Here is a 19,207-nt window from a genome sequence, read left to right as displayed (position 1 = left end):
TGTTATTCCTTATCTACTAACTGGCCATCATCACGCAGCCAAAAATCATAAAAGTTGAACCAGTGCAACGGGTGTCGTATCACCTGTTGCTCCAGCTTACGGGCATAATGGTCGATGCATTCGCCAATACGCTGGTGGCGGGTTTTGCGCGGCCCGCTGAGGGGAGCCGCCAGTTTTTCAAAGTGCAGCTCCGGGGTCGGATCGCCGGGTAAGCCCAGCATTAGATACAGCGGGCAATCGAGCACCGATGCCAACACGTAAGGACCGATGGAAAAAGCCGCCGCTTGACCGAGAAAATCGCTGTAATGCACCCGACCGAAATTGGTGGCCGAAGTGCGGTCACCGGCAATGATCACCAGTTCGCCAGCCGCCACCCGCTCCTGCAGGACAATGGCGGTTTCCGGTCCCAGCTCATCCACCTGCAGCAACTCGACCTGAGAGCGGGGGTTCAATTCAGCCAATATGGCATTGAACTTCGCCGCATGACGGGTCAGGGCCAGTACATTGATGCGCTTGCGAAACTCGGACTCAGCGGCGGCCCTGAAAATCTCTATATTGCCAAAATGCGCGGTCAGGATCATCGCTCCCTGCCCCCGCTCAAACAGATCGACCATCAACTGCCGGTTGGGGAACTGGGCCGGGCCGACATTCAGTTTGCCACTCCAGGCATCCAGTTTGGTCAAGGCAGCCTGACCAAATGTCAGGAAGTGGCGGTAACTGGCCCAGTTGCCCGAGCCGATGCTCGGCAAGCCCTGGGCCTCACGGGCCGCGTTGGCCCGGGTCAGGTAGGCTTTGGATGCCTGTCTGGCCTCTGTGCCGGTCACAAAGAAATAGCCGATGATGAACGGCAGCACCGCCCGGCAAAGCCAGCGGCCACCATGGCGGTAGAGCCACAGCAGGGTTTTCAGTCCCCACATGGCACCGCGCTCTGACACCGTGCTCCAGTGCTTACGACGGCGCTTTCTGAACAGCAGTGACGGCAGACGCCACAACATGCCAAAGACCAGACGGGTGTGCATGCAACTGATTAGCCAGTTGTCTTCCAGGGCTCGAAAATGAGACCGTCCCTGTTCGGGGTAGATCACCGACGTTGGCTGCTGGATGATCGGCGTCCCCTGCCAGAACAATCGCACCAGTATCTCCGGGTCGAAGTCCATGCGGTCACCGACCCGCTGCTGTTCGATGACGTTGGCCACCGCGGCAACCGGGTAGACCCGAAAACCGCACATGGTGTCTTTCAGTTCCAGACTCAGGGTTTCCACCCATACCCAGACATGGGTCAGGTAGCGCGCCAGGTAGCGGTGCCGGGGCACCGACTCGTCGTAGCGGGGAATGCCGGTAACCACGGCGTCGGGCTGCCGTTTCGACAATGACAACAACTGCGGCAGATCATCGAGATCATGCTGACCATCGGCATCGACTTGAACCGCATGGCTGAATCCCTGCTGACGCGCCCACAGGATGCCGGTCTTCACCGCCGCCCCTTTACCGCCGTTGACCGGACGCCGAACCAGAGTCACCCAGTCGTGACGCGCGGCCAGCGCCTCTACCGCCGCCAGCTCTTCAGCACTGGAGCCATCGTCCACCACCACACAGGGCAACGCCATGGCCGCAAGCCGTTCAAGCACCGGCGCCAACTGCTGGCCATGGTTGTAGTGAGGAATCAGCAAGCAGGCGGTCATACCGACTCCGGCTCAAACACGATCCGACCACTGGAATAACGCTTTTCCGTGCAGAAGAAAGCAAACCGAACCCGACCCTCGTCGAGCCGTTCCAACTCCAGGGTCAGCTGTTGCCCGGGTCGCTGAAGCTGCTGAAACTTCACCACCTCGAGTCGGGCACAGCGCTCAGGCATGCCGTAGCAGGCCTGAGCCTGAGTGATGGCCCACTGCAACTGAACCACCCCTGGCAATACCGGCGCACCATTAAAGTGGCCGTTAAAATAATCCAGGTCTTCAGGAATCATCAGCGTGAATCGCGTCACACCGTCGACCTGGCGCTGTTGCAGCCACACAGGGTCAATCTTGGTCATCATGGAATAACTCCAGCAAAGCCGCCCTCGTCAGCTTACCTTGATGGTTAAATGGCAGGCGCTCAGGATAGCGCCAGCGTCTGGGCAAAGTCACCCGTTCAAAATGCCCAAGCAGGTGATCTTTCCAGCAAAGTGCCAACTGCCTGCCACCGAGATTGGCACGGGCCACCAAGCCGGCCTCGGTTAACTGCATCACAGCGCCAATTTGCGCACGCGCCGAGGGCAGCAACACCAAGGCCACCTGGGCGATCCATGGATGGCGCTCAAGCTCCTTTTCCATGCTCACCAGGCAGACCCGCTTTTCGGCGATTTTGACGGTGCGATCGGCACGCCCAAGCAGCTGCATCCCGTCGGCACTGAGGCTGACCCGGTCGTCGGTGCGATACCAGCGATCACCGTCGAGGTAGGGGGAACGAATCCACAACCGTTGCTGCTCACTCTTGACCTGGACACAGTCAAACGGCTGCCACAGCGGGTCCGGATGCTGTTCGCTGGCCCGGCGATGGGCAATACCGCCGGTTTCGGTGCTGCCATAGATCTCCACCACCCCTTGTTGCCAATGCCGGCAGCGCTCCAGCGCCGCATCGCGACGCAGGGGGCCGCCAGAACTGAACGCCATCACCGGCGCCGTCCCCTCCTGCAACTGCCAATGTTGCAGCAGTGACGGGCTGGCGACCAGGGCGGCAGGGGCGTGGTGGGCCAGCGCCGCAGTCAGCGTTTCCGGGTACAGCAGGGTCTCAATAACAAAGGGACGCCCGGCGCAAAATGGCCACAACAGCCGAAACAGCAATCCGTAGATGTGCTGATGGGACACACTGGCCACCATCGTCGATCGCGCCAAGGCCTCACCGAACTGTTGCTCCAGCTCATTGATTTCGGCTTCCAGCTGCGACAGGGACTTGTCCACCGCTTTGGCTTCACCGCTGCTGCCGGAAGTAAACAAGCGCAAGCGGCCGCCAGGGCGCCATACGACCTCCTCGAAATCGCAGTCTGCGGCCTGCCAGTGGTCGTCCATCTGCAACTGGTGGTGGTCCTCCAAGCGCTGCAAGGTCGATGCCTGGCCGTTGGCAGGCAGTATCACCTCAACGCCCAGCCCCAACAGCGCCAATAGGCGGATCAGGAAAGTCTGGGCATTGTCGCTGAACAGCAGCACCGACGCCGGAGGCTCGGTACCGAGACTGGCCTGCACCCTGGCCACCTGCCGGCGCACATCGCTCAGCAGGATCTGGCCGTCCTCGGCGCCGCGACAGACCACGGAGTCATCGGCAAACAGTCGCGCCGTCAGCGACAGGGTCATGCCGCCTCCTGGTACTTTGGCCGAATCAGCAACTCTGCAACCACCATCAGCCCCATCAGCCCGTAAGAGATCAGGCCGTTGTAAAGTGTCCAACACTCCATATCCCCGTAGATCACCGTGGCCGTTGCAATGCTGCCATTGACCACAAAAAACACGCACCAGGCCAAGGTGACCCGGCGCAGATAGGGCTGCGCCTGCGCCGGCAGATTCGGGTGCCGAAGGCGAGCAAACTGCTCCACCATCGACGGTGGGCGCCGCAACGACCAGCCAAAGGCAAGCAACATCAGGCCGTTGACCAGCACCGGATACCACAGCAGCACCCTTTCATCCCGGGTAAGCAGGTACAAACCAACCAGGCCTGCGCCCACCATGGGGATCGCCCGGCTTGAGCGGGGAACCATGGCGGCACGGATCAACAGCAGTGCCAATAGTAGAAAAGCAAAAGTCGGCCCCAATTGTTGCTGGACCGACACATACACTAATCCCGGGTACGCCACCAACAGCAGCGTCACCGTGATGGCAAACAGGGGCTTCATCAGGCGGGAATCAATTTTTCCAGTGCATCCAGAACGTCATTGACACTGCGAACGGCCTTAAACTCCTCAGGCTGAATCTTTACCCCTGTGGTTTGCTGCAGCTTGATCACCAGATCAACCGCATCGATGCTGTCCAGATCCAGGTCTTCATACAGGCTGGCCTCTGCGGTGATATCAGCGGCTTCAATTTCAAACTCTTCGACCAGAATGGCCGACAGTTCGGCAAACAGCTCTTCACGACGGCTCATGACTGCTCCCCTTGTTCAGTTTGGCTGCGAATAAAACCCGCCAGGGCCTCAACACTGGCAAAATGCGAACGGGTGTCTTCGGCATTGGGATCCAGTTTCACCCCATAGCGTTTCTTGATGGCCACCCCCAGTTCCAGGGCGTCGATGGAATCCAGACCCAGCCCTTCAATAAACAACGGGGCTTCGGTTTCAATGTCATCTACCGTAATCTCTTCCAGCTCCAGCGCGTCAATGATCAGCTGCTTTAACTCGGTAATTAATGGGTTCATTCTTTTTCTAACTCCGTATTAAATCTTTGTTCCATCTCGCGGGTCAGTCGCCTGACTTGCAACGACTCAGGCGCCCCCTCATCCGCGGGGCAGTCGATCGGGTCACCGACGTTCATGCTGATCACGAACCTCGATGGCGAGACCCTATACCAAGGCGTGCCCTTGGTCAGGGTCGTCGGGGTACAACGCAGGGTGATGGGCAATACCGTTGCCCGGCTCCCTAATACAATTCGGGCAGCGCCTCGCTGCATCTTGATGGGGGCGCCTGGGGTGGTTCTGGTGCCTTCGGGAAACACAATAATATTGTCGCCCTGCTGCAACTTCTGCCGGCTCAATCTTACCACGTCATCCGGACAATCATTGGCGATATAACCCGCGGCTTTGATCACCCATCGCATAAACGGGTTTCGCAATAACGATTGCTTGACGATGCAGTTGGTATGGGGAATCGCCGAAATCAACACCACCACATCCAGCAAGCAGGGATGGTTGGCGATGATCACCATTCCTTTGGCTTGCTGAAGCCGTTGCGGCTGGTCTATGACCACCCGAGTCACCCACAGCAACTCCATAAACCGCACGAAGAAACGAAACAACCAATGGACACAGCGCTGAGCACGCCGTTGCTTCTGCGCCGGGGCACCTGGCAGCAGCGACAGCAGCGGAAACAGACCGATGCCGGCGATAAGCCCACCCAAGCCAAACACGGCAAAACTCAAGCCGGTGGCGAGTATTCGATAGCCGTGATAGAGGGCCCGTATCACCGCAGCAGGCTCCAACGGTAACGCAGACGCTCCTGTTGCATAACCGCACCACCATCGGCACCACTGAGCAGTCTCAGCACTTGCCAGGGCACCGAGGTCAGTCGCGGGTGATCGGCCGGGTCGTCGGTGACCTCGGCCTGCAACCGCATCGAGGCAGACAGTGACAAGCGCAGCGACAGGGCCATGGCGGGTTGTTGCGGTTCGGACGCCGTCAGGAATCGGTCCGGTACCGGTTCATCCACATACACCACCAACACGTCGCGGTCGGCACTTAACTGACTCTGGCCCTCAATCAGGGCCATCAGCAGAGTATCGCTGCCTGCGGCAATGGAGGTGGATGGCTGGGTATTGGAAAAATGGATGCCATAACTGCCAGAGGCAAAGTTATGCACCGACTGACTAAAGCGAGTTGGCGATACCGCCTCACCGGCCAGCAGACCATCGAGCATGCCAACGGTCTGGCCGACTTCACCATGCTGGGACGCAAACACCGTCGGCAATGACTCCTCCCCGTTCAGCGGCTCTGCCACATACAGCGCCATCTTTGCCAGTCGGGTCAGGCGACGACGCTTCATCGCCGGTACAAACGGCAATGCCGGAGTTGATTCATCATCAGCACCGGGATAAATGGGCAGTTCGTTGGCAGAATTCCGGGTTGTCGATGTCCACCCCTGCCAACCCAGAACAGGGAAAGTATGTTTCATATCTCGTTGTAATTATGATTAAAGTCGTTATTCTGATTTACGCGAGCGCTACAATATCGTTTTTCGTCTACCCACACAAGAATGAGTAAACAAACCGAGCCAGAAATGACGCTTCCTACTCAGATTCATTCATTATTTTCATATAACGATCAACAGCTGCGAATTATTATCGGGGAATTTTTCGGCAGTCCAAATCGAAAGCAATTAAAACAAGCTCAGCGGGTCGCGGTGTTAAATCTATATAACCAACTCAATATTGACGGAAAATTCCCCGATAGCTGGTCAAAAGATATCAATGGCAAACCCTACTTTCGTGATCACTCCTGGCAATTGTCCATCAGTCACAGCGATCACTTCGTCGCCCTGGCCGTGGCCAGCCACGGCCCCCTGGGTATTGATTTGCAAACCCATGGCCGCCGGCGTCAATCACAACTGGCCCACTACCTGAACTGGCCCAAGCCACAGTTTTTCCATCGCTGGTGCCTGTACGAAGCGGCCTACAAAGCGGGGCTGGCTGGGCCGCGTCCGCTACAGGAACTGATTGCGGACACCGAGTTGTCGCCGTCCCCCTTTGCCGTTCTCAATGCCAGTGGCCACTGCTGGTCACCCCGTCCCAAGTTGTCTGCCGCTTTGATCACCGCGCCGGACTTGTCGACACCAGCTCTCTGTACTAGTTTGATAACAAAGTAAAAAATTCAATTCTGCTCGGACGCATCCCACTTCGATGAGGGCGCCATACCCATGCCGACGTTGTTTTTTTATTGTCTGCTGCTGCTCCTCAGCGGTTGTAATAACCTGTATTTTTACTCGCCTAAGACCCAGGAATCACCGCTTCTGGCCTCACAAGATCCAGGCTACCAGGATCACTGGCTATCGTCGCAGTCCGGCAACCGGCTTCATCTTCAATACCACTTTGCCGACACTCGCAGCGATCGGTTAGTGATCCATTTTCATGGCAATGCAGGCAATCTCAGTGAAACCGGAGAAAAGGTGCTGTGGTTGCTCGAGCACGGGTTCGACGTGCTGATGTTCGACTACTCCGGTTATGGCCATTCCACTGGCCGAGCGACCTCAGAAGCGTTGGCGCAGGATGCCGAAACGCTGCTGCGCTTTGTCAGCCGCAATCCCATGACCCGTCACAAAGAGATCACCATCATTGCTACCTCCATGGGCAGCGCCATCGCCCTGGAGGGGTTAGCCTTAACCGGGCTGGAAAACCACTTTAATCAACTTCTGGTGGACAGCTCGTTTGATCTTTACTCACTGCTCGCCCGGGATGTGGTGGCTGACTACCCAGGAGGCCGACTTTGGCGCCACCTGATTCCCTGGTTTGTGGATGACCGCGCGTCACCCGTTCATACCGCCATCCAACTCAAGCAACTGCCGGTCATCATCTCCCACTGCCGCGACGACCGCCTCATCCCTTACCAGCGGGCCACTGGGCTCTATGACTCTCTGCATACCAATAAGCAGTGGTGGTTACTGGAAAATTGCCAGCACGCCAGAGGCTTTACCAACGACTACCCTGGCTATCAACAGCAATTACTGTTTCGGCTTAATATGGGCAATACCGATCTTTTCGCCGACTCCGAATCGAAATCAAGCGAACCCACACGAACAACATCGGATAATTCGACGTCAATGGGGAATGACTCTTTTAGTAGTTCCCAGGCTAAATAATGCTGCGGGAACTGATGCTAAATATGCAGATTAAGTCTAAAAAGTATCGCTCAACCTAAATATCCTGCCAAAAATAAGAAATAAAAAGCGCAGCCATTAGCCGCGCTTTTTTTCATCTTATTCAGGTTAACATGATTGGCTTACGACACTATTCTCATGTTTTCAGACTGATCCGCGTGATATCCGGGACTCTGCCGCCTCATCGAGGCGGGCATTGCAGCACCTTTTAAGATGAGCCTGATGCTGCCACCGGTATCAAGCGCGCCCAGATCTGCGTCGATGGGCTGGCCTTATCTCGGTTCGCGCTGGCTATTCACGCTCATCCACGGCCACGCGAGCCGGATCCGGCGCCACCCATTGGCGCCGCTGGCCGGGTTCGGAGATCACATAACCCAACATGACACCGATGCAACTCAGGCCGATGGCGATGCCCACCGCTTCCAGAGCCCGGCTGGCAAACAGGGCCACCGCCGCACTGGCTGCGAAACTGATGCTAATTTGAATGCTGTTTTGTAACCCTGCGGCGGTCGCCGGACACTCTTTGGCGCAACGCAGGGCTCGGTTGACCACGATGGGGTACAGGGCGCCGTTGGCGGCGGCCAGCAAGCAGAACGGCGCAATCAAAGGCCAGATCACCGGAATCGACAACTGAGACACCACCAGCAGAATCAACGACGCCAGAGCAAACACCAACAACAGCTGTTTCAGCACCCAGGCATCACCACACTTCTCGACCGCCCGCTTGCCCAGATAACCGCCGGCCATAAAGGCCAGTGTCTGGGGAATGAATACCCCGGCAATGTCACCGGCACCGTAGCCCAGGGAAGTCATCACCTTAGGCAGGCCGGTCAGAAACGCAAAGAAAGCCGCCGATCCAGCACTGTAGATCAGCACATTGCCTAAATAATTAGGCCGGCGCAGCAACAAACCGAAATCGGCGGCGATGCCGGTGCTGACCGGCTGAGGCCGATCCGCAGGGCGCATCAGAGTTACGCCAAAACAGAGCGCCCCCATAACCGCCAGGGCAACAAAAATGGCTTGCCAATCAAAGCCATGCATCAGCACCACACCAAGTTGGGGCGCCAATGCCGGTGTCAACGCCACCAGTGGCATGATGGTGGCAAACAACCGCTGGGCATCGGGCTCGCTTTTCTCCGCGATCACCATCGCCTGCCAAATCACCGCTGCCGCCGACACGCCCAAGGCCTGTAACGCCCGCAGCAACAGCAGTTGCCAAATGCTGTCCACCACCAGAACCGCCAGCGACGACAGCACAAACAGACCTAAGCCCAACAACAAGGCATTGCGGCGACCGAAGCGGTCGGAGATCACGCCCCACAGCAGCTGCCCCAACGCCAGTCCGGCCAGAAACACCGACAGGCTCAGTGCCACCGCTTCGGCGCCGCTACCAAAATAATCCTGCATCCGCTCAAAGGCAGGCAGGTACATATCGGTGGCCACAAATCCCAGCATCGACAAGGCTGCCAGGTATATCATTTCCAATCGAGCCATCTTCATAACATTTCCAATCAAAATTATTAATCAATGGGGCGGCGCCTACCCCATACATATCAAGGGCTGCGATTGTAGAGTTCGTAATGAAGAAAATTAAACGATATAATCCACCACTATCGTTCAAAAAATTTGAATCGTATGTTTTCCAAACACACCTTGGTGATGCTGGACACCGTCGCCCGGCTAGGGAGCTTTACCCAGGCCGCCCAGCAGTTGCACAAAGTGCCGTCCGCCATCAGTTATAACGTCAAGCAGGTTGAGCAGGACCTTGGCGTCACCCTGTTTCAGCGACTTCCCCGTCGAGTCGAGCTCACGGAGGCGGGCCATCACTTCATGGCAGAAGCCCGCGTGATGCTGAGGCAGATGGAGGAGCTTCGGCAACAGACTCAGCGAGTCGCCAATGGCTGGCAACATACGCTTCGGCTGGCGCTGGATAATGTGGTCAAGCCACTGCGAATCACCGCGCTGGTGCGCGATTTCTACCGTCAATTTGACGATGCAGAACTGGTGATCAGCATGGAAGTGTTTAACGGCGTATGGGATGCCCTGGCAGACGGTCGAGCCGACATCGCCATTGGTGCCACGTCGGCCATTCCTGTCGGCGGCGACTTTGGTTTTCGGGACATGGGAGAGCTACACTGGCGCTTTGTCATGGCCCCCCACCACCCATGCGCCCAGGAGGCGGTGTTGACCCATCAGCAGCTGGAGCGCTACCCGGTGATCTGCCTGGAAGACAGCGCCCGCACCCTACCCAAACGCAGTAACTGGCAACTGGATAACCAGCGCCGACTGATGGTACCGGACTGGCCCAACGCCATTGCCTGTTTCATCGAAGGGCTGGGGCTGGGCTGCATGCCCAGCCACTATGCCGACCCCCTTATCAACCGGGGGTTGCTGGTGGAACGCTCGCTGCCGGATCCGCGCCGACCCAGCGCCTGCTGCCTGGCCTGGCGCAACGACGACAGCAACGCGTTGCTGGCCTGGGTCCTGGACTACCTGGGGGACAGCGAGCAACTGAACCGGGAGTGGCTCAGTTAAAGAGCCGCCTCAACCAAAGGCCGGGTGATAGGCAACCTCACCCGTTGGGACGCTTCCCTTCAGGCTTCGAGCCATAAAGTACTCGGGCGGAACCCCTGGGTAGGTCAGCGACGATTCCGCCACGAAGCCAAAGCGGCCGTAATAGGCCGGATCGCCCACCAGCACCACGCCGTTGACGCCTTGAGTGCTAAGCCGCAAAATCGCCTCATTGACCAGCGCCGAGCCAATACCCTGGCCCTGGCTGTCTGGCGTCACCGACACCGGCGCCAATCCCACCCAACCCAGGTTCTCACCATCAATGGTCACCGGCGACACGGCGATATGCCCGACCACTCGTTCCTGCTCCACTGCCACCAAGGACAACACCAACGCCCCCTGCTGGCGCAGCTTTTCCACGATCAGGTGCTCAGTCGGTTTCTCGCCCGGTTGGTGATGCGGATGGTCGACAAATGCCTCATAGGTAATGCGGCCGATGGCCTCGCTGTCGCCCCTGTGTTCAACTCGTATCTGCATAGCCCACCTCGCCAATGTTATTGTCCCCAAAGTGTACCTGAGTGGCCCTCGCAAACAATCACTTACACAGTTTTATCCGTTGCCTGGCCTTCGCTTTTACAGCGCCAGTCGCTTTTCCCTGGCCACTGAACAGCAGGGTCTGGTGTCGAACCCAGTTCAGGCCATCATGGATACGCCCTCTGTCGCAAACCGGTTTAGAAACCGTAAACAAGCTGTGGTATTTTTGCCGCTCCCCTGCGTCTATCCGCAACAATAAATTACAACAGGAACACCGCGTGTCATTTCGATCTCTTTTGCTAGGGCTGTCTCTGGTCGGTTCAGTCGCCATGGCGGCCGATCCATTGTCGGTTGCCTCCGACCCTTTCCGTCAACTGGATGAACTGCTGCCCACCCCGACGGTCTATCGAACCGCATCCGGCCAGCCCGGCCACCAGTACTGGCAACAGCAGGCCGACTACCGCATTCAGGTCACTCTGGACGATGCCAACCAGTCGTTGTCGGGTAAAGAGACCATCCACTATCAAAACCACTCCCCGGACCGATTGCGCTACCTGTGGGTTGCACTGGATCAAAATAAATTCCGCCAGGATTCTCTGGCCAACCGCATGCGAACGGTCGATGTTGCCCGCGAAGGCGACCAAGCCAATCGCATCGACATGGGCAGTTACCGCCGTGCCCTGAAGACCCAGACTCACCCGGCCGGTGTGACCCTGTCCCTGGTGGCCGATGGCCAGGGCCAGCCATTGCCTTATACCGTGGTCGATACCATGATGCGGGTCGATCTCGCCGCGCCGCTGGAACCGGGTCAGAGCACCGACCTCACCATCCACTGGCAATATCAGATTCATGAGCAAAAGGCCCTCGGGGGTCGCTCGGGCTACGAATATTTTGAGCGGGACGACAACTACCTGTACGAAGTGGCCCAGTGGTTCCCCCGCATGGCGGTGTACAGCGATGCCCATGGCTGGCATAACAAGCCGTTCCTGCGTCACGGAGAGTTTACCCTGGAGTTTGGCAACTACGACGTCAGCATTACCGTACCAGCCGACCACATCGTCAGCGCCACCGGCCAGCTTACCAACCCACAGCAGGTATTGACCGAGACTCAACGGCAGCGGTTACAGCGGGCAAAAACAGCCGACAAACCGATCAAGATCATTACGCTGGATGAAGCACTGGCCAATGAAAAGCGCCGGGCAACCGCCAATAAAACCTGGCGTTTCAAGGCCGAGAACGTGCGCGATTTCGCCTGGGCCTCATCACGCAAGTTCCTCTGGGATGCACAGGGTTTCAAACAGGGTGGCACCGATACCCTGGCGATGTCGTTCTACCCCGAGGAAGCGACCCCTTTATGGGACCAGTATTCCACCGCTGCCATCATCCACACGCTTGGGGTCTACAACCGCTACAGCTTCGACTACCCCTATCCGGTCGCCATCTCGGTTAACGGCCCGGTGGGTGGCATGGAATACCCGATGATCTCCTTTAACGGCCCCAGACCGGAGATCAATAAAGAGGATCGCAGCGACCGTACCTGGTCCAGGCGCACCAAGTACGGCCTGATCACGGTGATCATTCACGAAGTCGGCCACAATTACTTCCCGATGATCGTCAACTCCGACGAGCGTCAGTGGACCTGGATGGATGAAGGCATCAACACCTTTGTCCAGTATCTGGCGGAACAAAGCTGGGAGGCCGACTACCCTTCCAAAGGCGGCGAACCCCGCCACATCACCGGCTACATGAAGAGCGACGGCCAGGTACCGATCATGTCCAACTCAGAATCGATTCTGCAGTTTGGCAATAATGCCTACTCCAAGCCGGCCACCGCCCTCAACATTTTACGCGAAACCATCCTCGGCCGAGACTTGTTTGACTTCGCGTTTCGCGAGTATGCCGAACGCTGGAAATTCAAACGCCCCATGCCGGCGGACTTCTTCCGCACCATGGAAGACGCCTCCGGCGTGGATCTGGACTGGTTCTGGCGCGGCTGGTTCTACACCACGGATCACGTCGACATCAGCATCGACGACGTACGCCAGTTCAGCGTCAACACTCAGGATCCCGACATCGAGTCTCAGTGGCAACGTCAACAGGAACAGGACAAGCCGGAAACCATCACCGATCGCCGCAATCAGGGCATGAGCCGCTTTACTGACGGCAAACCGGAACTGTTCGACTTCTACAACGAGCACGACAAGTTCACCGCCACCAATGCGGATCGCAACACCTATCGCGAAGATCTCGACAAGCTGGAGCCTTTTGAGCGCGAGTTGCTGAAAGACGATCACACCGTGTACCTGCTGGATTTCAGCAACCGAGGCGGGCTGGTGATGCCGATCCTGCTTGAGCTCAGCTACGACGATGGCAGCCGCGAACATCTGACCCTGCCCGCCGAGATCTGGGTAAAGAATGCCAGCCAGGTCACCAGTATGCTGATTCGCCCCAAGGACAAACAACTGACTCAGGTGGTGGTGGATCCCCATTGGCAAACCGCCGATGTGGATACCAGCAACAACCACTTTCCGCGCCAAATTCAGCCATCTCGATTGCAGCTGTTTAAGGAGAAGAAAAAGAAAAACATGATGCAGAAACATCGGGAAGCCTTAAAGGGTGCCACTGAAGATAAAGGCCACTCATGAGACGGCTTGTGGCAACACTGTTGCTGGCGATGCTGGCTCTGCCCTGCTGGAGCCACCGCTACCACTTCGGCATGACCCAGATGACTCTGAGTGCCGATGGTGCCAGCCTGGAGATCGTCCACCGATACAGTGCCAATGACATGAGTGCGGCGCTGGCTCTGCAGGCCGATGAGGAGTTCGAGGGCAACGAGGCTCGGCTGCAGGCCTACCTGAAACAGCACTACGTGCTGCTCGACGGCGATGATCAGGTCATTGCCCCTCAGTGGGTTGGTCAGGAGTCGGACGTTCGGGATCTGTGGCTCTATCAGGAGCTGCCGCTCACCGACCGGTTGCGCGCGCAGTTCAGCCAGGGGGTTCGCGTCGGCGTCACCCTGCTGTTCGAACTGGAGCCCTCTCAGGTCAACACCCTGACACTGCAGGGGCAGAATTCGCTGCAGACATGGCAACTGGATCGCCGCCAACCGGCGGCCACCCTGCGCCTGAATCTGCAATGATCATTGGCCCGGAGTGCGAACCCGGGCCATTATCAGCGCATCCACGTAGTGGCCGTCCCTGAAGGCGTAATCCCGGGCACGGCCCTCCAGCTCAAATCCCTGTTTGCGATACAGTGCCTGCGCCACGGGATTGTCCGCATACACCTCCAGCTCGATGCGCCGCAAGGCCAGCCAGTTGTCGGCCAGATCCAGCAGGGCCATCAACAGCGCGGTGCCTATCCCCTGCCCTTGCACCTCCGGCGCCACCGACATCCCCAGGTTGGCCACATGGCGCCGCCGCGGTGCGGTGCACTGCTCCAGCGCACCGCTGGCTATCACCCGGCCATCCAGCTCCACCACCAGAAAGTGCACATGCTCCGGCGAATCCGTGATTCGCTTTTGCCACATCTCCTCGGTTGGGTAAGGCAGCTGCAGAGTATTGCCATAGCAACTGGGGGCCGACATGGCCTGGGCGATGTCGGCGGCATCGGCGGGTCTGGGGGCTCGAATCAGCATGCAGCGTTCCTCAATTGGCGCATCTCTTTGGGTTTAAGACCTCTCTTTCTCTCACGATTTCAAAGGCTTTACAACCACAGGCTGGGGTAACCCCTGCCTCTAAAGCAAAGGCAGGGGCAGTCGCCGGACGACTGCGCCAACGTCAACGGCTAGCCCTCGTCATAGGGGTTGGCCATGCTGGCCTTAAGCGAGTAGCCAGCGGCAAACGTCTCCATGTCGTAAGTCACGGCACTGAGAGTCCCGGTTACCCAGATGGCATCCCAGACGATGTCCTGAGGCAACCCCTGCGGGTAACTGACGTAGACGATCTGGTTGGTGGGCGGTGGCGGCACATGAATGCAGGCGCCGTAGTAGGGCACCAGCAAGAACTCAGTCACCAGTTCACCGTCCCCTTCCAGGGGCACCACAAACCCTGCCAGGCGTACCTCTTTGCCATTGAGTTCGCTAACCACCTTGCCGTAGGTCTGAACCCAATCGATGGGTGCCGACTCATCAGCAAACATCGGATGAATGGCCGCCGAGGGCGGCGGCGGCGGATTGTCTCGCTCCTCCTGAGGAATCAATGCGTCCCACTCCAGTACTCGGGGTTCCGCCTGAGCCAGCTGGCTCAGCAAGGCCAAAAAAGCCACTGCCAGATATCGTGCTTTCATCTACTCTCCTTACAACCTTTGAGTCAGGCCATCATTCAGGGTTTGACGATACGCCCGCCAGGCGGGCAACACCCCTGCCAGGCTGCCTGCTATCTGCACCGCCACCATCATCCACAGGACAGAGTTTGCAGGCAGACCCAAACTTAACTCCAACCCGTAATTGGACCGAGCCCACGGCGACAGGGCCAACACCCCGAGCTGAGCCAGCAGGTAGCCCAATAGCGTACCCACCAGACTAAGCAAGGCCGCCTCGCCCCACAACAACAGGAAAATGTGCCTGGGCCCGGCGCCCATCGCCCGCAGAATCGCCATTTCTCGCCGCCGCTCACCCAGGCTGGCCAGCAGTGTGGTCAGCATGCCAATCAGCCCCACCGCCACCACAAAGCCGGAAACAATCGCCAGCGCCCGCTCCCCTTGTGATAACAGCGCCCACAGTTGCGACAGCGCCAGTCCCGGCAAAATCGCCGACAGCGGCTCGCTGCGATTGGTGTTGATGGCACGTTGTACGCCAAGCAGTTGCAGTTTGCTGTCCAGTCCGACCAGAAATGCCGTCAGGGTTTTGGGGGTCAAATCGTACTCAGCCGCTTGTTCGCCACTCACCGCATAGCGGCGACTGCCCCCCTGCCAACCAAGGTGAATCGCCTCAATCGCCTCCAGGGAAACATGCAGGCTGCGGTCCACCGGTGTGCCCGTCGGCGCCAGCACGCCGACGACACGAAATGGCATCTCGTCGTGTTTGGAAAAACTGACCGATCCGCCAGCGCCGTGGGCCAACACCAGCTCATCTTCGAGCTGATAGCCGAGTTTAGCGGCCACTTCAGACCCCAGCACCACCTCGAACAAGCCGCTGAAAGGCGCTCCCTTTGCCAGGCTCAACGATTGCCCCTGGCCAAAGCGGTAGTAACGGAAATAGTCCAGGTTCGTCCCCACCACCCGGTAGCCTCGGTGTGAGTCTCCCAGGGACAAGGGAATGGTCCAGGCGATCCCTTTGGTGGAAGCCAGGCGCCGATAGGTGTCATAACCAATGTTGTTGGTGGCATCCCCAAGACGAAACACAGAATAGAGCAACAGGTTAATACTGCCGCTGCGGGCACCAACCACCAGATCGGTCCCGGAGATGGTGTTGGCAAAGCTCTGTCTGGCCTGAGTGCGGACCATCTCTACGCCAATGAACAGGGCCACAGACAAGGTGATCACCAGCAAAGTCAGGCCGACACTGGTGCGTCGGTTGGACAGGCTACGAGCCATCAAGGTCAGCATGGCAGTACCTCTGTGCCCTGGGCACCCTCGACAAGCCGATAACTTCGGTCGACCACTCGGCTTACGGCCGGGTCATGACTGACCAGCAACAGCGCCGAGCCGCAAAGCGCGCATTGCTCGGTCAGCAGCGCCAGGAATCGATCCCTGGCGGTCGGATCCAGGGCCGACGTCGGCTCATCCGCCAGAATCAGTCCTGGCGCACCGATCAGCGCGCGGGCGGCGGCCACCCGCTGTTGCTGCCCCACCGACAACCGGGTCACTGGCTGTGACAGCAGTGATTTATCCAGCTCCATCGCCTGCAGCAGTCGCGCCGTCTCCCCTTCGGCATTACCGGCGCGGTGACGCCGCGGCTTAGAAAATCGCAATGGCAGCAACACATTTTCTGCCACACTCAGGTAAGGCAACAGGTTAAATTGTTGAAAAATAATGCCCATGGATTCGGCCCGCAACCGATCCCGGGCAACGGCCGACAACGACCCAAGCGAGGTGCCGTCCACATCCAGTCGCCCCTGGTAGCCGGGCAGCACCCCGCTCACCAGATTGAGCAGGGTGGACTTGCCACTGCCTGAGGCCCCCTGCAGCAACACCCGCTCTCCCGGCTGCAGTGACATCTGCGCCACCTTCAGGCTGCGCTCGCTACCGGCCCAGCGGTAACTGAGTCCTTCAATGACCAATCGAGTCATGCCCCCCCCTACCAGTCGAGAGTGACATGCTGGCGATCCAACTGCCCGCCACCACTGCCCGTTGGCGTCAACCGTTGCACCGTCAACTGACTCAGCTCGGGAAACTGGTCAAACAGCCGCACCGTCACCTGGGTCAACGCCGCCGGGGAAGCACAGCGCCACTGCCATTGCACCTGCAGTTCCATATGATCCTGCGCCGATGGCTCATCCAGGCCCTGGGGGCGCTCGACAGACACGCCATCAGGCTGGCACTGGGCGTCCGGGGACAGGCTAAACAGCCGGTGTCCCGCCTCCAGGTTCGACAGCGCCTGAGCGACTCTCTGCTGCTCGTCAGCATTGGTCGGGGCGTGTTCAAAGCCCCACAGCGAGTGGGTGTCCACCTCCAGGCTCAGCTGCAGCAATTGCTGATCCTGAACCAGGGTTAATAAGCCTGCGCCATGAACATGGGCCTGATGGGATTCGAAATCATGGTGGTGCTCATGGTGGTGGTGCTCATGCTCCGATGCCCAACTGGACAGCGACATGGGGGCCAGGCACAGCACCAGGGCCATACGGCCGAATACAACTTGGGTTTGCATAAATAACTCCGTCTTGGGATTTGAAGATTAGGTTCAATCAGGACGGAGTGGCAGGAGGGTCGCGATTACCGCTGTTGCACTGAAACAGGTGCAGGGTTGGCCAAGACTCATTCGCGGTGACTGTCGCCACCATTGGCAGGGCCGGCCAGTGGCAAGACGGCGTTGCCGCAGCCTGAAACCAGTGATCGATCAGCAGCGCATGGGCACAAGGCACGCCGGCCTCATGATGGTGCAGCGACTCCTCCAGCCCCTGGCTGGCCAGCATCGACAGGCTGACTGTCCACAGCAGCAGCAACAGGGCGACCGCCCTAATGGGGAGTCGGGTCATCGGCACAGGCATGCACACATAATCAGGCTAAAAAGTTCTTAAAATAGTAGACGACTTATACCATTAGCGGCAGATCGGCAACAGCCCTGAGTTGTAAGCGGACGCGTCACCAGACGCCTCGACACGGGCGCCACAATGCAAAAAGCCCGGCTCGATGCCGGGCTTTTGACAGGCAACTCGCTGCCGTTTAACCGATGTGGGTCAAACCGCCCATGTAAGGGCGCAATACTTCTGGAATCTCAATGCGACCGTCAGCCTGCTGGTTGTTTTCCAGGATGGCCACCAGGGTGCGTCCCACCGCCAGGCCTGAGCCATTCAGGGTGTGCAGCAGCTCTGGCTTACCGGTGTCCGGGTTACGCCAGCGCGCCTTCATGCGACGAGCCTGGAAATCGCCCATGTTGGAACAGGAGGAGATCTCACGGTACTTGTCCTGGCTGGGTACCCACACTTCCAGATCGTAGGTTTTGGTGGAGCCAAAGCCCATGTCACCGGTGCACAGCACCACCTTACGGTAAGGCAGGTTCAGATTCTTCAGGATCTGCTCGGCATGACCGGTCAGCTGTTCCAGGGCGGCCATCGATTCGGACGGCTTGCTCAACTGAACCAGCTCAACCTTGTCGAACTGGTGCTGGCGGATCAGGCCGCGGGTATCACGACCGGACGCACCGGCTTCACTGCGGAAGCAAGGTGTATGAGCCGTCAGTTTGACCGGCATATCTTTGGCTTCGATGATCTCATCGCGAGCCATGTTGGTCAGTGGCACCTCGGCGGTTGGGATCAGGCTCAGGCGACGATCGGTGTCCTCTTCCAGCTGCTCGGTATGGAACAGGTCTTCACCAAACTTTGGCAACTGACCGGTGCCGCGCAGGCTGTCCGGGTTCACCAACAGCGGGACGTACATCTCGGTGTAACCGTGCTCCTGGGTATGCAGATCCAGCATGTACTGGGCCAGGGCGCGATGCATGCGGGCCACCTGCCCTTTCATCACGATAAAACGGGCACCAGACAACTTGGCGGCGGCCCCAAAGTCCAGGCCGTTGACGCCTTCACCGACATCGACATGATCCTTAATGTCAAAATCAAACTGGCGCGGCTCGCCCCAGCGGCTGACTTCGACGTTTTCATCTTCATCGGCACCGATGGGGCAAGAGGCGTCCGGCAGGTTAGGAATGCCAGCAACGATGCTGTCCCACTCCTCCAGCAGTTTGTCTTGTTCCGCCTTGGTGGCGGCCAGCTTATCGCCCATGGAAGCCACTTCGGCCAGCAATGGCTCGATGTCTTCACCGCGGGCCTTGGCCTGTCCGATCGACTTCGAGCGACTGTTACGTTCAGCTTGCAGTTCCTGAGTTTCGACCTGCAGCGCTTTACGCTGTTCATCCAGTTTGGTCAAACGAGCCACATCCAGGATGTAGCCACGAGTTGCCAGACGCTCGGCGGTTTGCTCGAGGTCGGCACGTAGGTATTTGCTGTCTAACATATCG

Annotated in this window: 22 protein-coding genes; 5 read left to right on the top strand and 17 right to left on the bottom strand. The window is 58.4% G+C overall.

The features are described from left to right. Positions 1–2 precede the first annotated feature (2 nt). From J8Z22_RS07855 to J8Z22_RS07820, 8 genes are read right to left on the bottom strand one after another with little or no spacing between them, the layout of a single operon-like run. Positions 3–1,682: a glycosyltransferase gene (locus tag J8Z22_RS07855; RefSeq protein WP_252009926.1), complete on the bottom strand. Its 1,680-nt coding sequence runs from the start codon at positions 1,680–1,682 to the stop codon at positions 3–5. Then, positions 1,679–2,035: a hypothetical protein gene (locus J8Z22_RS07850; RefSeq protein ID WP_028113528.1), complete on the bottom strand. Its 357-nt coding sequence runs from the start codon at positions 2,033–2,035 to the stop codon at positions 1,679–1,681. Before J8Z22_RS07850 ends, J8Z22_RS07855 begins: the two co-directional genes overlap by 4 nt. Next, entirely contained in the window at positions 2,019–3,329 is a 1,311-nt protein-coding gene (locus J8Z22_RS07845) for an AMP-binding protein (RefSeq protein ID WP_252009925.1), read from the bottom strand. Before J8Z22_RS07845 ends, J8Z22_RS07850 begins: the two co-directional genes overlap by 17 nt. Continuing rightward, complete coding sequence (locus tag J8Z22_RS07840) at positions 3,326–3,865, bottom strand: hypothetical protein (protein WP_252009923.1); 540 nt, start codon at positions 3,863–3,865, stop codon at positions 3,326–3,328. Before J8Z22_RS07840 ends, J8Z22_RS07845 begins: the two co-directional genes overlap by 4 nt. Further along, entirely contained in the window at positions 3,865–4,113 is a 249-nt protein-coding gene (locus J8Z22_RS07835; protein WP_028113530.1) for an acyl carrier protein, read from the bottom strand. Before J8Z22_RS07835 ends, J8Z22_RS07840 begins: the two co-directional genes overlap by 1 nt. Beyond that, positions 4,110–4,382: a phosphopantetheine-binding protein gene (locus J8Z22_RS07830; RefSeq protein WP_028113531.1), complete on the bottom strand. Its 273-nt coding sequence runs from the start codon at positions 4,380–4,382 to the stop codon at positions 4,110–4,112. The genes J8Z22_RS07835 and J8Z22_RS07830 overlap by 4 nt, the downstream gene beginning before the upstream one ends. Continuing rightward, positions 4,379–5,146, bottom strand: coding sequence for a 1-acyl-sn-glycerol-3-phosphate acyltransferase (locus J8Z22_RS07825; RefSeq protein ID WP_028113532.1), 768 nt, complete (start codon positions 5,144–5,146; stop codon positions 4,379–4,381). The genes J8Z22_RS07830 and J8Z22_RS07825 overlap by 4 nt, the downstream gene beginning before the upstream one ends. Continuing rightward, positions 5,143–5,721 (bottom strand): beta-ketoacyl synthase chain length factor, encoded by a 579-nt coding sequence (locus J8Z22_RS07820; protein WP_051252730.1) that lies wholly within the window; start codon positions 5,719–5,721, stop codon positions 5,143–5,145. The genes J8Z22_RS07825 and J8Z22_RS07820 overlap by 4 nt, the downstream gene beginning before the upstream one ends. Positions 5,722–5,931: 210 nt before the next feature. Between J8Z22_RS07820 and J8Z22_RS07815 the strand changes: the two genes are divergently transcribed. After that, positions 5,932–6,540: a 4'-phosphopantetheinyl transferase superfamily protein gene (locus J8Z22_RS07815; protein WP_252009921.1), complete on the top strand. Its 609-nt coding sequence runs from the start codon at positions 5,932–5,934 to the stop codon at positions 6,538–6,540. A gap of 51 nt (positions 6,541–6,591) precedes the next feature. After that, complete coding sequence (locus J8Z22_RS07810) at positions 6,592–7,530, top strand: alpha/beta hydrolase (protein WP_252009918.1); 939 nt, start codon at positions 6,592–6,594, stop codon at positions 7,528–7,530. A 309-nt stretch (positions 7,531–7,839) separates the two neighbouring features. Here the strand turns inward: J8Z22_RS07810 and punC are convergent, their stop codons facing one another. Further along, the gene (punC, locus tag J8Z22_RS07805) at positions 7,840–9,042 is read right to left on the bottom strand and encodes a purine nucleoside transporter PunC (protein WP_252009916.1); all 1,203 of its coding nucleotides are present in this window, start codon (positions 9,040–9,042) and stop codon (positions 7,840–7,842) included. A gap of 141 nt (positions 9,043–9,183) precedes the next feature. Here punC and punR point away from each other — a divergent pair, with 141 nt between their 5' ends. Further along, positions 9,184–10,083 carry a DNA-binding transcriptional activator PunR gene (gene punR / locus J8Z22_RS07800; protein WP_028113536.1) on the top strand — a complete coding sequence of 300 codons (900 nt, stop codon included), beginning with the start codon at positions 9,184–9,186 and terminating at the stop codon, positions 10,081–10,083. Between the two features lie 9 nt (positions 10,084–10,092). On the opposite strand, the gene J8Z22_RS07795 is transcribed toward punR, so the two are convergent. Beyond that, positions 10,093–10,596, bottom strand: coding sequence for a GNAT family N-acetyltransferase (locus J8Z22_RS07795; protein WP_028113537.1), 504 nt, complete (start codon positions 10,594–10,596; stop codon positions 10,093–10,095). A 326-nt stretch (positions 10,597–10,922) separates the two neighbouring features. Here J8Z22_RS07795 and J8Z22_RS07790 point away from each other — a divergent pair, with 326 nt between their 5' ends. Continuing rightward, positions 10,923–13,238 carry a M1 family metallopeptidase gene (locus J8Z22_RS07790; protein ID WP_371878128.1) on the top strand — a complete coding sequence of 772 codons (2,316 nt, stop codon included), beginning with the start codon at positions 10,923–10,925 and terminating at the stop codon, positions 13,236–13,238. A gap of 8 nt (positions 13,239–13,246) precedes the next feature. Beyond that, positions 13,247–13,732, top strand: a complete 486-nt coding sequence (locus J8Z22_RS07785; protein ID WP_252009911.1) for a DUF6702 family protein — start codon at positions 13,247–13,249, stop codon at positions 13,730–13,732. On the opposite strand, the gene J8Z22_RS07780 is transcribed toward J8Z22_RS07785, so the two are convergent. The 7 genes from J8Z22_RS07780 to serS all read right to left on the bottom strand — a co-directional run bounded on the left by J8Z22_RS07780 (position 13,733) and on the right by serS (position 19,203). Beyond that, complete coding sequence (locus J8Z22_RS07780) at positions 13,733–14,227, bottom strand: GNAT family N-acetyltransferase (protein ID WP_252009909.1); 495 nt, start codon at positions 14,225–14,227, stop codon at positions 13,733–13,735. 149 nt (positions 14,228–14,376) lie between these two features. Then, the gene (locus tag J8Z22_RS07775; RefSeq protein WP_028113541.1) at positions 14,377–14,877 is read right to left on the bottom strand and encodes a DUF3299 domain-containing protein; all 501 of its coding nucleotides are present in this window, start codon (positions 14,875–14,877) and stop codon (positions 14,377–14,379) included. Between the two features lie 9 nt (positions 14,878–14,886). Further along, entirely contained in the window at positions 14,887–16,137 is a 1,251-nt protein-coding gene (locus J8Z22_RS07770) for an ABC transporter permease (RefSeq protein ID WP_252009907.1), read from the bottom strand. After that, a complete protein-coding gene (locus J8Z22_RS07765; protein ID WP_252009905.1) occupies positions 16,131–16,820 on the bottom strand; it encodes an ATP-binding cassette domain-containing protein in 690 nt (229 codons plus the stop codon). Before J8Z22_RS07765 ends, J8Z22_RS07770 begins: the two co-directional genes overlap by 7 nt. Before the next feature lie 8 nt (positions 16,821–16,828). Continuing rightward, the gene (locus J8Z22_RS07760) at positions 16,829–17,398 is read right to left on the bottom strand and encodes a DUF2796 domain-containing protein (RefSeq protein WP_252009903.1); all 570 of its coding nucleotides are present in this window, start codon (positions 17,396–17,398) and stop codon (positions 16,829–16,831) included. Between the two features lie 37 nt (positions 17,399–17,435). Beyond that, positions 17,436–17,726, bottom strand: a complete 291-nt coding sequence (locus J8Z22_RS07755) for a hypothetical protein (protein ID WP_156897056.1) — start codon at positions 17,724–17,726, stop codon at positions 17,436–17,438. Between the two features lie 187 nt (positions 17,727–17,913). Continuing rightward, the gene (gene serS, locus J8Z22_RS07750) at positions 17,914–19,203 is read right to left on the bottom strand and encodes a serine--tRNA ligase (RefSeq protein ID WP_028113546.1); all 1,290 of its coding nucleotides are present in this window, start codon (positions 19,201–19,203) and stop codon (positions 17,914–17,916) included. Positions 19,204–19,207: the final 4 nt, after the last annotated feature.

Origin of the sequence: Ferrimonas sp. SCSIO 43195, assembly GCF_023716685.1 — a bacterium.
Lineage (GTDB): Bacteria > Pseudomonadota > Gammaproteobacteria > Enterobacterales > Shewanellaceae > Ferrimonas > Ferrimonas kyonanensis.
This window is presented reverse-complemented; position numbering and strand designations above follow the sequence as displayed.